Source organism: Cohnella cholangitidis, assembly GCF_014107495.1.
In the GTDB taxonomy this organism is placed as follows: domain Bacteria; phylum Bacillota; class Bacilli; order Paenibacillales; family Paenibacillaceae; genus Cohnella; species Cohnella cholangitidis.
This window is the reverse complement of sequence record NZ_CP041969.1, coordinates 3,087,501-3,101,093: the sequence shown is the minus strand read 5'-3', so window position 1 is coordinate 3,101,093 and position 13,593 is coordinate 3,087,501. Positions and strand designations below refer to the sequence as shown.

Here is a 13,593-nt window from a genome sequence, read left to right as displayed (position 1 = left end):
AAAATAACTATCAAAAAACCCCCGCCGAAGACGAGGGTTCAATGATTAATCTATTATAGGCCGGAATCCGTTTCTTCCAATGCTTCGAAATCCATATCCTCCAGGCCGTCCGCTCCCATGTCGCCGAACAGGCCGCCCATTTTCTCTTGAAGCTGTTCCATGGTGATAACGTCGTCGCCTTTCGGCTCGCCGACTTCGAACTTCGGCTCTTCGTTGATTCCCGTAGTCTGGGAAACCACTTTGATACCCAGGCTGCCCGTCAATTCCTCGGATTCGATAGAAGCTTTGATCGTTGCATCCGTGTAAACCGGATATTCTTTCTTATCGATACCGATGTTCGCTTTAATATCGAGGGATTTCAGTTCTTTCTTCATCTCTGCCAAGCCTTCGGAGAGATCTCCCGCTTTCACTTCGCTCAGTTCTTTCTTAGCCGTATCCAGATCTTCCTGTTTCAATTGAAGCATGTCGCGGTATTCTTGGTTTTTGGACAACAAGTCAATGATTTCAGGAGCGATTTTCTCGATAATCGTATTGATAAGCGGCTCGATTTGAGATTGATCCATGTGGAATTGAACGACTTGTTTCACTTCCACATCGGCAGGCAATCCAGCGTCTTTCACTTTAACGTCAGACAGATATTTCTCTTCTTCAATGTGCTTGAACACGATTTCCGAAGCTTCGTTATAGAACTTCTGGGATTTAGCGATATCCATGTTAGGCATTGGTTCGCCGGTTTGTTTCGCAAGCTCTTCCAAGTCAAGCTCGACGAATTTTCCTACAACGTCTTCAGGAATAGGCAGCATCGGAATGTTCGGGATTTTGACCCAAACTTTTTTCTCCGTGATGACCATAGGAACGTTGAAAGTAACCGCCAGATCGCCTTTCAGCGCCAACTGCAGATTCATTTCCATCAGCATTGGATCGGCGCGGTAGCCGCCGGTCCAGGAAAGCTCGGCGCTCTTCAACATGTTGACCATTGCGGCAGCTTCGCTAGCGCTCATCGTGTCATCCGGGAAATTGAAGTCCTCGAACTTCATGCTGCCTTTGAAATTGTAAGATTTAATATCCGATGATTTCGACATGGACGATTGCAGCGCGTCTTTAGGTGATTTGTCTTTCGTACAGCCGCTGAGCACTAATACAAAAGTAAGCATGACGGCTAGGATAGCATATCCTAATTTACTCTTGAACAAGATGGAAAAACCCCTTCCAATTTATCTGTAAAACGTAAATCAAACAAATTACATTGTATCTCAATTCCGCATTCGCGAAAAGACTTTCCGTGTTAAAGTTTTGTTAAATTCCGTAAAAGCCCGTAAAAGCTGTTAATGAATGTCTTTTTTCTTGAATCTTCCACCCTTGACATCGTGAATGTTGCCTACCGCCAAGAACGCTCCGGGATCCAATTCGTTGACTATCGATTTGAGCTTTGCTTCTTCCAAACGAGTAATGACGCAGAAAATCACTTTTTTCTGATCCCCCGTATAGCCGCCTTCACCATGAAGCAACGTAACTCCGCGGCCTAGACGCGCCGTAATCGCATCTCCGATATCCTTGTGATGGTCGCTAATGATCCAACAGGATTTCGATTCGTCGAAGCCTTCGATCGTCAGATCGATCACCTTAAAAGCAATATAATAAGCAATCATGGAAAACATCGCGCGATCCCAAGAATAGACGAAACCCGCGCTTCCGAGGATGAACAAGTTGATGAACATAACCGTCTGACCGACGGAGAACGGAGATTTGCGGTTTAAGATAATCGCCACGATCTCGGTGCCGTCCAAAGAGCCTCCCGCACGGATGACAATCCCCGTTCCCGCGCCAAGAAATATCCCTCCGAATACGGCAGCCAGAAAAATATCATCCGTAAAGGGCTCTACCGGATGCAATAAAGTCGTTGCGATAGATAAAGTGATAACTCCGAGAAGGGTGGATAACGCGAAAGTCTTGCCTATCGTTCGATAGCCTAGAATGAGAAAGGGAAGGTTGAGGATAAATAGGAAGATACCGATCGGCCAGCCCGATAAGTATGAGGACATAATGGAGATCCCTGTAATGCCGCCATCAATAATGGAGTTGTTTACGAGGAAAATTTCCAGAGCCACGCCAACGAGGATGGCTCCTACGATGATGAGAAAGATTCGTCTTACGATTTCCAAGGGGGTTTGCTTGTGATGGCGGATCGGAGTCGGTTTGCCGGGTGGCGCTAATGTTTTTGCATCGGTCATGAACAAGTCCTCCTTTATGAGTATTCTTTCATTATACCAATGTACATACTTGGGGTAAACCGAAGGGGGTTAACCGCATTCGATCGAATTGTAAAATAAAAAGCCCCGGCTTATCGCCGGGACCTCCTTAACCTTCGCCATTATTATGTCTCGTATGGTTGCGATTCTTCACTTTCTTGGACCCCGACAGAGGTTCAACCGGCTGTTGGTCAACCGTCGAATGGCGGGAGCTATGCTCTTCGGGCCGCGGAACCTGCTCTGACTTAGGCTTGCTCATGCCGTGAAATCCTCCTTACGATTTGAAATGATTAAGGTCCGTCGTAGCGTCATGATTTAGCGCATCTTGATGGCGGCGATCGTTTGTCTTCTGTTGATTTTGTTGGGCTTGATGCGAATTAACAGGATTCTCTGCCAAATCCTCTGCCACGTTGCTAAGATTTTTGTCCGCTAAGCCGTTAGAATCCGACACTTTGACTGCCCCCTTAATGGGTAAAATGATGCAACGCTTGCGCCGTTTCGTGCAGGTGGCGACGATAATCCCCGATCAACCCTTGTATGACATCGTTTCGTTCATCCACGGTCTGTCCGTCTTTCTCCACATCCGTTAATTGAATATCGATCTCCCGGCTATCCACGTACTTGACCGCGAAATCAAACTCGAACATCTGGCGCCCCGCGGTTTTAATATGAACGTGCAGCTTGCTGGAATCGACGGCGTCGGCAATAACCTCGGCTTGATCCCCGCCGTTTAATCGTTCCGGCAGCGTTTGCTGCCAAGCTTCGGCCAGATCCTCCTGCGGAACGGTCAGTTCGTCGTTGCTTGACATCATGATCACCTCCACCTCGTTAGGTTGACCCAATGTCATTTTCTTATTCGGAACTTCGGTACCGCACGCGAGGCGAACAACTAAAAAACCGATTCCTTTTCAGGAATCGGCCTGTTTTTTATGTATGGCGGAGAGGGTGGGATTCGCTCCGTCGCACGCAGCCTCACAAACTCGGCCACTTCTTTGCGACTATCACGCCGGGGCCTACGACCATGCCTTAGGGCATGGTCGCTTAACGGCCCGTTCTCATCCCACTTCGCCACGCGCAAAAAACCGATTCCTTTTCAGGAATCGGCCTGTTTTTTATGTATGGCGGAGAGGGTGGGATTCGAACCCACGTGGGCTTGCACCCTAACGGTTTTCAAGACCGCCCCGTTATGACCGCTTCGGTACCTCTCCACGACTGGCAGACGACTCACCCGTGAAGGTTCGACCGATACTGCCCAGTTATCATATCACATTTGATATGGAGACATCAACCCTTGCGAGGAGCTATAAACTCGATTCCGCCCATGTAAGGTTTTAACACTTCCGGCACTTTAATCGTACCGTCCGCTTGTTGGTAATTCTCGATGATCGCGGCGACGGTACGGCCGAGCGCCAGACCGGAACCATTAAGCGTATGCACGAATTCCGGCTTCGCGCCGTTCTCGGGACGATACCGGATGCCAGCTCTGCGAGCTTGGAAATCCTCGAAGTTCGTACAAGAGGATATTTCCCGGTAAGTACCCGCGCTTGGAAGCCATACTTCCAGATCATAGGTTTTCGCCGAACCGAAGCCCATGTCTCCCGTGCACAAAGCAAGCACGCGATAAGGCAACTCCAACAATTGCAACACGCGTTCCGCATGGCCCGTCAATTGCTCCAACACCTCATAGGACTTGTCCGGAGCGACTAGCTGCACTAGCTCGACCTTATTGAACTGATGTTGGCGGATCAAACCGCGCGTATCCCGTCCGGAAGCTCCGGCTTCGGAGCGGAAACAAGCGCTGAACGCGACGAATGCTTTCGGCAGCGCGTCCGCCGACAGGATTTCTTCGCGGTGGAAGTTGGTAACCGGAACCTCGGCCGTCGGAATCAGGAAATAATCCGTTCCTTCGAGCTTGAATAGGTCTTCCGCGAACTTAGGAAGCTGCGACGTACCGACCAAGCTGTCCCGATTGACAATATACGGAGGCAAAACTTCTTCGTATCCATGCTTGTCCGAGTGGAGATCCATCATAAAGTTGATCAGAGCCCGCTCGAGACGCGCACCCAGTCCTTTGTAGAAAACAAATCGCGATCCCGTCACTTTAGCGGCCGCTTCGAAATCCAAGATGCCCAGCTCCGTGCCTATTTCCCAATGCGGTTTAGCATCGAATTCGAATTTCGTAGGCTCTCCGATCTTGCGAAGCTCGACATTGTCCTCCTCGGATGCCCCTACCGGAACGCTCTCATGCGGCACGTTAGGAATAGACAGCAACAGCGTGTCCATCTCCGCTTCGATCTCGCGAACTTCGTCGTCCAGCAATTTGATTCGATCGTTCACGTTCCGCATCTCGGCGATGAGGTCGTCCGCGTTCTCGCCGCTTTTCTTGAGCTTGGCGACGTCTTGCGATACGACGTTACGGCGGTTTTTGAGTTGCTCGCTCTCCGTCAGCTTCTCGCGACGGCTAACGTCCAACTGAGGAAACGCAGCGATTAAATCCAACGATGCGTTGCGATTCTTAAGAGCTTGCGCCACCTTATCATAATCGTTGCGGAGCAGTCTAACGTCCAACATGGGTTTGTCCCCTTTCTTGGGCCATACGAATGAACAGCTCGTGCAGTCTGTAGTCGTCGGTTAATTCGGGATGATACGAAGAAGCCAGCAGGTTCCCTTGCCTTGCCGTTACGATTTCCCCTTGATACTCCGACAGCACTTCAACGCTATCGCCAACCTCTTTGATCAACGGCGCGCGAATGAACACCGCTCTTAGCGGAGTATCTATCCCTTTCACGTTCAGGTCCGTCTCGAAGCTCTCGCGTTGACGACCGAACGCATTGCGCGCCACTGTCATATCCATTAAGCGTAAGTGCGGTTCTTCCGCTCCTTCTAAGCGATCAGCCAATACGATCAATCCCGCGCAGGTTCCAAACACGGGATTCCCTTGGCCCGCGTATTCCCGGATCGCATCGATAAATCCGTATTTGCGCATCAGTTTGCCGATCGTCGTACTCTCTCCGCCCGGAATAATCAGACCGTCGATTTCCGCCAGCTGCTCGACCTTCTTCACGGCAACGCCTTGTCCGCCGGCAAGCTCGATGGAGCGAATGTGTTCGGCTACCGCGCCTTGCAACGCCAATACTCCGATGATCATCGTTAGTTCCTTCTTCCCCGTGCAAGTATAAATATCTTAAGCGGCTTCCTTCGGCGCTATCTGATGCCGATTGGAAGCCGCTCGATGGGTTGCGCTTAATCTCTGTTTATGGCTTAGAGGCCGCGATCTTGCATCCGTTCGGAGGAGTGCAGCTTGGAGATGTCGATCCCCTTCATCGCTTCGCCCAAATCTTTGGATACGCGAGCGATCAATGCATAGTCCTCATAATGCGTAGTCGCTTCGACAATCGCGCGCGCGAATTTCTCAGGACTGTCGGATTTGAAAATTCCGGATCCGACGAATACGCCATCCGCGCCAAGATGCATCATTAATGCGGCATCGGAAGGCGTTGCAACTCCGCCTGCAGCGAAGTTAACGACCGGAAGACGTCCAGTATTGTGCACGTTGAGCAGCAAGTCGTAGTTTACGCCGAGAACTTTAGCTTCATGGAACAATTCGTCCTTGGACAAGTTCTGGATTCTGCGAACTTGACCCGTGATGATCCGCATATGACGAACAGCTTCTACGATATTACCCGTTCCTGGCTCGCCTTTCGTGCGAAGCATCGAAGCTCCCTCTTGAATCCGGCGAAGAGCTTCGCCCAAGTCTTTAGCTCCGCATACGAACGGAACCGTGAACAGCGATTTGTCGATGTGGTACACCTCGTCCGCCGGAGTGAGCACTTCGCTCTCGTCGATGTAGTCGACGCCGAGGGATTCCAATACTTTAGCTTCCACGTAGTGGCCGATCCGTGCTTTAGCCATTACAGGAATGCTTACAACTTTCATTACTTCTTCTACAAGCTCAGGGTTAGCCATACGGGCTACGCCGCCTGCGGCACGAATATCAGATGGTACTCTTTCCAATGCCATGACTGCCGTTGCTCCGGCCGCTTCGGCGATTTTCGCTTGCTCGGCGCTCATAACGTCCATGATGACGCCGCCTTTTTGCATTTCGGCCATGCCGCGTTTAACTATCGAAGTACCTGTTTCCATTATTTTATGCCTCCCGAAGATTCTAAAAATAAATTTTACATGAAGATGGTGTAATAGGCAACCAGTTAAGTCGGAATTTAGAAAAGATCTACGATTCCTTGAAACAGTCCGGAGAAGAAATTGCCGATCGCGCGGAACAACAATCTCCACCAGCTAGCCTTATTCACTTCTTCAGAAGCAATGAGATCGATCTGAACTTGCTTGTCCTCAAGCGTAGACGGATCCTTGTATTTGTAAGTGACCGTTCCCACCTTATCGCCGAGCTTGATTGGCGCTACAAGCGGGTCCTGATTACTCTTCACTTCTTGGACTACAGGCACCACGGATTGACCTTTAGGAATGAGCACCGTAATATCCGTCGCCGTCACGACCGGCACCTTCGTTGCTTTACCCTTCTTAACTTTCAGGGTTTCATATTCGGGAACAGTCGTTTTAGCTTCCAGAACGGTCTTCTTCTCGAAACCTTTGAAGCCATAATCGAACAGCTTAGCCGTCTCCAAGAACCGTTTGCCGTCGTTTACGCCGCCTGGTACGCCCATCACGACCGCGATGAGACGAGTTCCGTTCCGCAATGCCGTACCGGTAAAACAGTTGCCGGCACTGCTCGTATGTCCGGTTTTCAAACCGTCTACGCCCTCATAAGCGAATTTGCGAAGGGTAGGATTATCTTTGTTGGAACCCAGCATCCAGTTCCAGTTCTTCATCGGCGTTTTATCGCGTTCACGGAATTTGTGCTCCTGGATTTTGGCCGTCTCCAGGAACTCCGGATCTTCTTTAATAATATAGTACGCCAGAGTAGCGGCGTCCTTCGCCGACATCACCGTCTCGCCGTCGACGGAAGTCGGGCGGAACTTCTCGGGCATATCCGCGCGGTCAAGACCGGTTGCGTTGATGAAGTGGGACTTTGTCATCCCAAGCTCGACTGCGATATCGTTCATCATCTTGACGAACGCTTCCTCCGAGCCGGCGACTTCTTCCGCGAGTTGAACGGTCGCGTCATTCGCCGAGTACACGGCCATCGCAATGTATAAATCTTTAATCGTATGTTGGTCGCCTTCGGCTAAGAGTATCCGGCTGCCGATTTGCTTCGCCGCGTTCTCTCCGACCGTAACTTTCTCATCCCAAGATAGTTTGCCTTGTTTGACGGCTTTAGAAACCAAATATTCCGTCATCATTTTCGACATGCTCGCCGGAGGAGCCGCAACGTCGGCGTTTAGTTGATACAAGACTTGGCCGGTTTCCGCATCCATAAGAATGGCAGACTGGGCATCCAATTGGGGAGCTCCTGGAACTTCGTCCGCTGCTGAAGCCATAGAAGACATTCCGAACATAAACAAAAGACTAATAAGAACGAGGACGGCAACGAACCGCTTCGTTAACAATGATTTGGGCAACAACAATAGATGATTGCGATTCAACACATTCTCCCCTTTTCCGATAAAATACTTCCGTCCTATTGTAACATAGGCTACTCAAAGGAAAAAGCCGAGGTCGGAATGAATTCCAGTCCCTCGGCTCTCCACTATACGCTCTAACCCAAACAGGATTTAAAAGGAATAGTTAGGTGCTTCTTTCGTGATTTGCACGTCATGCGGATGGCTCTCGCGCAAACCGGCTCCCGTAATCCGAACGAATTGCGTATCATTCTTCAATTCTTCGATCGATTTGGTACCGCAATAGCCCATACCGGAACGAAGTCCGCCGAGCAATTGATGAATCGTATCTTTCAGAGGCCCTTTGTAAGCAACCCGTCCCTCAATGCCTTCAGGTACGAGCTTGCTCTCGTTCTCTTGGAAGTAACGATCCTTGCTCCCTTCCTTCATAGCCCCGATGGAGCCCATACCGCGGTATGACTTGTAGCGGCGTCCTTGGTAAATCTCCGATTCGCCCGGGCTTTCTTCCGTACCGGCGAATAAGCTTCCCAGCATGACGCAGCTAGCGCCGGCCGCAATGGCTTTCGTAACCTCGCCGGAGTACTTGATACCGCCGTCGGCGATAATCGGAATATTGTATTCGCGAGCTACCGTCGCGCAATCGTAAATTGCCGTGATTTGCGGCACGCCGATACCGGCGATGATCCGCGTCGTACAAATCGAACCGGGTCCGATTCCGACTTTAACGACCGATGCGCCTGCCTCGATGAGGTCGCGAGTCGCTTCGCCCGTTGCTACGTTGCCGGCAACGATCGTCAGATCCGGATATTTTTCGCGCAACTTGCGAACCATCGACACGATGTCGATATGATGGCCGTGCGCCGAATCGACTACAAGTACGTCTATGCTTGCTTGTACAAGCGCTTCAGCCCGTTCGAAGGTATCTTTAGATACGCCTACCGCCGCGCCGACAAGCAACCTTCCATGAGTGTCCTTAGCTGCGTTAGGGAACTGTATCGCTTTTTCGATATCCTTAATCGTAATGAGACCTTTAAGCGTGTTCGTCTCATCCACGAGCGGCAACTTCTCGATCTTGTGACGTTGCAGAATGCCTTCCGCTTGTTGCAAAGTCGTTCCGACCGGTGCCGTAACGAGCTGCTCGTGCGTCATAACGTCTTTAATCTTGATGGAGTAATCATGTACGAAACGTAAATCGCGGTTAGTCAAAATCCCTACGAGTTTACCTTCGTTATCCACGATAGGAACACCCGAAATCCGATATTTGCCCATCAACTCTTCCGCGTCGTAAACGTGATGCTCGGGCGTAAGCGAGAACGGGTTAGTGATGACTCCGCTCTCGGAACGCTTAACTCGATCCACCTCTTCCGCCTGTTGAGCCACGGACATGTTCTTGTGAATGATTCCGATTCCGCCTTCACGGGCGATTGCGATCGCCAAAGCCGATTCCGTGACCGTATCCATCCCCGCACTGATCAACGGTATGTTGAGCTTGACCGAAGGACTAAGCACTGTTGAGACATCTACGTCCCGTGGTAGAGTTTCAGATTTACGGGGGACGAGTAGTACATCATCAAAAGTAAGTCCCTCTTTGGCGAATTTCGTTTGCCACACTGCTAATTACCCCCTTTGCCGGTTGCTTACCAGCTAATGTCTCCGATTGATTATCGTCAATCTTAGCAGAGGCATCATAGGCTGTCAAGCACATTCCAAATCGGCGAAAACCGCATCAAATAAGCGTTTTCTTAATCCAATAGTATCCAACTCAGGCAGTAAACTTAGGATAGCGATTGGCTGAATTCCAGATCATGTAAGAATATAAACCGGCATTGCGCGCGGCGCGATTTGTTCGCGAATTTGATTTTCCCCGTATCTCTGGTGAGGATGAACCCAACCGGCGGTGAAGCCTTGCAGCCATGGACGAACCTTCGCCGTGGCGATGCCCTTCTGATTCAGCCTTCGATTGTGCTTAAGCGCATCCTTCAATGCCTTCGTGACTATAGGACCTGGACTTAAATCGGGGTGCTCGATCCCCCACATCCCTTCGGAGTAATGGGATGGATAGATCATGGGAGAGATTACGTCCACTTCCCGTGCTATGGAATCCCAGCTTTGTCCGATACCCATGTCGTCATCCGAAGATCCGACCATCCCGAATACGTCCGCGGATACTTTGGCCCCGTGTTTATGCGCTCTCAAATTTGCCCTATGCAGGAATTTACCGATTGCCTCGCTCTTCGTCCAACCCTGATCGTTGGCATAGTCAACCTCCCGATCCACCTTCGACGCATTTTCCGGAAATCTTACGTAATCGAATTGGATTTCGTCAAAACCAATCCGAGCGGCGAGTTCGGCGATCGCAATCGGATACTCCCAGGCTTCCTCGCGATAGGGATCAATCCAGGCAACCCCGTTGCGGTCCCTCCACACCTTGCCATCCTTGCGCTTAATGGTCCATGCGGGGACCGCGTTCGCCAACGTCGGATTCTTGAACGTCACCACCCGGGCGATTAAGTAAATATTTTGCTGTTTGAGTTGCTTGATGACTTGGCGAAAATGAAGAGCGGATTTCTTGTTCGATAACGCCGGTCGTACGTGGTCGTTCTTTGTACCGGACCTTACTGGATTAGATAACGAGATCCCGCTGTTCACGTCAAGCACCATCGCGTTGAGCTCCGTTTGATTAACAAGATCGATTAGTTGTTTCATGCGGCTGCTGCTGTTGGCGACGTGGGAAGAGACATAGATTGCACGAACTGGTTTCGTCGCCTTCATGAGCGTCACCGTTTGGCTATCGTCTATATGTCTTTGGATTTGAAATTTCGGGAATTTAGACGTTTTCGTGTTTTTTATCGCTTGGCTCAACCGATCGTCAAGAGTCTTGGATTGTGATGCGCCATTAATGTGGCGTTTCGTATCCGATGCGCACCCGGCGACCGAGAGTACAACAATTAGGGTCCAACAAATTAAGCGGAACTGCTTGCCGATGTTATCCTTTTTCATTCGATGCAGACACCTCCCGCATGAAAAGTATCGGTATTGTTTGCATCGAAAGGGATTTTACAGCGTCTGAGTTTATGGGAGCTCAGGGGGATTTTTCATGGTTAGGCAGACATATGGCAGTAAAACAAAAAAAAGAAGCTCCTCTGTGAAAAGGAACTTCGTCTTTGGTCTTACACCTTGAAAACTGGATGCGAACCCGTGCGACGAAGTCGTCACGGCCCCGTATACTTGCAGGCAGCAATGCTGTGCATTGCGGTGCAGGTATACGAAACAAAGCATGTAGGAAGAAGGTGAGTGTATCATTTGCCTTACTATGTCAATTCGTTTAGGATAAGCCCTCGACCGATTAGTACTCGTCAGCTCCACACGTTGCCGCGCTTCCACCCCGAGCCTATCAACCTGGTGTTCTTCCAGGGGTCTTACGAATTGGGAAATCTCATCTTGAGGCAGGCTTCGCGCTTAGATGCTTTCAGCGCTTATCCCTTCCGCACTTGGCTACCCAGCGGTGCTCCTGGCGGAACAACTGGTACACCAGCGGTGCGTCCATCCCGGTCCTCTCGTACTAAGGACAGCCCCTCTCAAATTTCCTACGCCCGCGACAGATAGGGACCGAACTGTCTCACGACGTTCTGAACCCAGCTCGCGTACCGCTTTAATGGGCGAACAGCCCAACCCTTGGGACCTACTTCAGCCCCAGGATGCGATGAGCCGACATCGAGGTGCCAAACCTCCCCGTCGATGTGGACTCTTGGGGGAGATAAGCCTGTTATCCCCAGGGTAGCTTTTATCCGTTGAGCGATGGCCCTTCCATTCGGTACCACCGGATCACTAAGTCCGACTTTCGTCCCTGCTCGACTTGTAGGTCTCGCAGTCAAGCTCCCTTATGCCTTTGCACTCTGCGCGCGATTTCCAACCGCGCTGAGGGAACCTTAGAGCGCCTCCGTTACTTTTTAGGAGGCGACCGCCCCAGTCAAACTGTCCGCCTGACACGGTCCTCCTACCCGGTAAGGGTAGTGAGTTAGAACTCCGATACGATCAGGGTGGTATCCCAACGGCGCCTCCACAGAAGCTTGCGCTCCTGCTTCATAGGCTCCCACCTATCCTGTACAGACCGTACCAAAGTTCAATATCAAGCTACAGTAAAGCTCCATGGGGTCTTTCCGTCACGTCGCGGGTAACCTGCATCTTCACAGGTACTAAAATTTCACCGGATCTCTCGTTGAGACAGCGCCCAAGTCGTTACGCCATTCGTGCGGGTCAGAATTTACCTGACAAGGAATTTCGCTACCTTAGGACCGTTATAGTTACGGCCGCCGTTTACTGGGGCTTCAATTCATAGCTTCGGGTTGCCCCTAACCACTCCTCTTAACCTTCCAGCACCGGGCAGGCGTCAGCCCGTATACTTCGCCTTGCGGCTTCGCACAGACCTGTGTTTTTGCTAAACAGTCGCTTGGGCCTCTTCACTGCGGCCCCCTCGTGCTATTCACACTACCGGGGCACCCCTTCTCCCGAAGTTACGGGGTCATTTTGCCGAGTTCCTTAACGAGAGTTCTTCCGCGCGCCTTAGAATTCTCATCTCGCCCACCTGTGTCGGTTTACGGTACGGGCACCTTCTCCTGGCTAGAGGCTTTTCTTGGCAGCGTGGGTACATGACCTTCGGTACTATGATTTTCCCTCCCCATCACAGCTTGAGGTTATAGTGTGCGGATTTGCCTACACACACCTCTCACTGCTTGGACGAGCATATCCATCAGCTCGCGTCGTTCCCCTCCTGCGTCCCCCCATCGCTCATAACGGATTACGGTGGTACAGGAATTTCAACCTGTTGTCCATCGACTACGCCTTTCGGCCTCGCCTTAGGTCCCGACTTACCCTGGGCGGACGAACCTACCCCAGGAACCCTTAGGCTTTCGGCGGACAGGATTCTCACCTGTCTTTTCGTTACTCATACCGGCATTCTCACTTGAATGCAGTCCACCAGTCCTTCCGGTCTGACTTCAACCCGCATTCAACGCTCCCCTACCCAAGTACCCTAAGGTACATGCCATAGCTTCGGTGGTGTGTTTAGCCCCGTTACATTTTCGGCGCAGAGTCACTCGACCAGTGAGCTATTACGCACTCTTTAAATGGTGGCTGCTTCTAAGCCAACATCCTGGTTGTCTTCGCAACTCCACATCCTTTCCCACTTAACACACACTTGGGGACCTTAGCTGATGATCTGGGCTCTTTCCCTCTTGACGACGGATCTTAGCACTCGCCGTCTGACTCCCGAGTATACATGCATGGCATTCGGAGTTTGACTGGACTTGGTAACCCTTGGCGGGCCCCGCACCCAATCAGTGCTCTACCTCCATGATGCTTCACCTCGAGGCTAGCCCTAAAGCTATTTCGGGGAGAACCAGCTATCTCCGAGTTCGATTGGAATTTCTCCCCTACCCCCACGTCATCCCAGAGCTTTTCAACGCTCACGAGTTCGGGCCTCCAGTGAGTGTTACCTCACCTTCACCCTGCACAGGGGTAGATCACACGGTTTCGGGTCTACGACCACGTACTTATTCGCCCTATTCAGACTCGGTTTCCCTTCGGCTCCGCCTCATCAGCTTAACCTTGCACGTGAACGTAACTCGCCGGTTCATTCTACAAAAGGCACGCCATCACCCCTAGATCGGGCTCTGACTTCTTGTAAGCGCACGGTTTCAGGTTCTTTTTCACTCCGCTCCCGCGGTGCTTTTCACCTTTCCCTCACGGTACTGCTTCACTATCGGTCGCCAGGTAGTATTTAGCCTTGGCAGATGGTCCTGCCGGAT

General features: G+C 51.1%; 11 protein-coding genes, 1 tRNA gene and 1 rRNA gene (1 of these 13 cut by a window edge). All 13 read right to left on the bottom strand.

The window, feature by feature from the left end; translation table 11 throughout:
* Positions 1–53 precede the first annotated feature (53 nt).
* Positions 54–1,193, bottom strand: coding sequence for a hypothetical protein (locus FPL14_RS14690; RefSeq protein ID WP_182303680.1), 1,140 nt, complete (start codon positions 1,191–1,193; stop codon positions 54–56).
* 132 nt (positions 1,194–1,325) lie between these two features.
* On the bottom strand, positions 1,326–2,231 hold the full coding sequence (locus FPL14_RS14685; protein ID WP_182303679.1) for a YitT family protein: 906 nt from the start codon (positions 2,229–2,231) through the stop codon (positions 1,326–1,328).
* A 127-nt stretch (positions 2,232–2,358) separates the two neighbouring features.
* Positions 2,359–2,508 (bottom strand): small acid-soluble spore protein P, encoded by a 150-nt coding sequence (locus FPL14_RS14680; protein WP_182303678.1) that lies wholly within the window; start codon positions 2,506–2,508, stop codon positions 2,359–2,361.
* Between the two features lie 15 nt (positions 2,509–2,523).
* A complete protein-coding gene (locus FPL14_RS14675; protein WP_182303677.1) occupies positions 2,524–2,700 on the bottom strand; it encodes a hypothetical protein in 177 nt (58 codons plus the stop codon).
* A 13-nt stretch (positions 2,701–2,713) separates the two neighbouring features.
* Positions 2,714–3,058, bottom strand: a complete 345-nt coding sequence (locus FPL14_RS14670; protein ID WP_182303995.1) for a hypothetical protein — start codon at positions 3,056–3,058, stop codon at positions 2,714–2,716.
* A gap of 310 nt (positions 3,059–3,368) precedes the next feature.
* Positions 3,369–3,457 (bottom strand) — tRNA-Ser (locus FPL14_RS14665).
* Positions 3,458–3,533: 76 nt separating this feature from the next.
* Positions 3,534–4,820 carry a serine--tRNA ligase gene (gene serS / locus FPL14_RS14660; protein WP_182303676.1) on the bottom strand — a complete coding sequence of 429 codons (1,287 nt, stop codon included), beginning with the start codon at positions 4,818–4,820 and terminating at the stop codon, positions 3,534–3,536.
* Positions 4,807–5,397, bottom strand: coding sequence for a pyridoxal 5'-phosphate synthase glutaminase subunit PdxT (pdxT, locus tag FPL14_RS14655; protein WP_182303675.1), 591 nt, complete (start codon positions 5,395–5,397; stop codon positions 4,807–4,809). The genes serS and pdxT overlap by 14 nt, the downstream gene beginning before the upstream one ends.
* Positions 5,398–5,510: 113 nt before the next feature.
* Entirely contained in the window at positions 5,511–6,395 is an 885-nt protein-coding gene (pdxS, locus tag FPL14_RS14650) for a pyridoxal 5'-phosphate synthase lyase subunit PdxS (RefSeq protein ID WP_220471250.1), read from the bottom strand.
* Positions 6,396–6,469: 74 nt separating this feature from the next.
* A complete protein-coding gene (locus tag FPL14_RS14645) occupies positions 6,470–7,810 on the bottom strand; it encodes a D-alanyl-D-alanine carboxypeptidase family protein (protein ID WP_229263916.1) in 1,341 nt (446 codons plus the stop codon).
* 129 nt (positions 7,811–7,939) lie between these two features.
* Positions 7,940–9,397: an IMP dehydrogenase gene (gene guaB, locus FPL14_RS14640; RefSeq protein WP_182303673.1), complete on the bottom strand. Its 1,458-nt coding sequence runs from the start codon at positions 9,395–9,397 to the stop codon at positions 7,940–7,942.
* Positions 9,398–9,589: 192 nt separating this feature from the next.
* On the bottom strand, positions 9,590–10,786 hold the full coding sequence (locus tag FPL14_RS14635; protein ID WP_182303672.1) for a putative glycoside hydrolase: 1,197 nt from the start codon (positions 10,784–10,786) through the stop codon (positions 9,590–9,592).
* A gap of 326 nt (positions 10,787–11,112) precedes the next feature.
* Positions 11,113–13,593, bottom strand: a 23S ribosomal RNA gene (locus tag FPL14_RS14630); it runs 447 nt beyond the window's last position.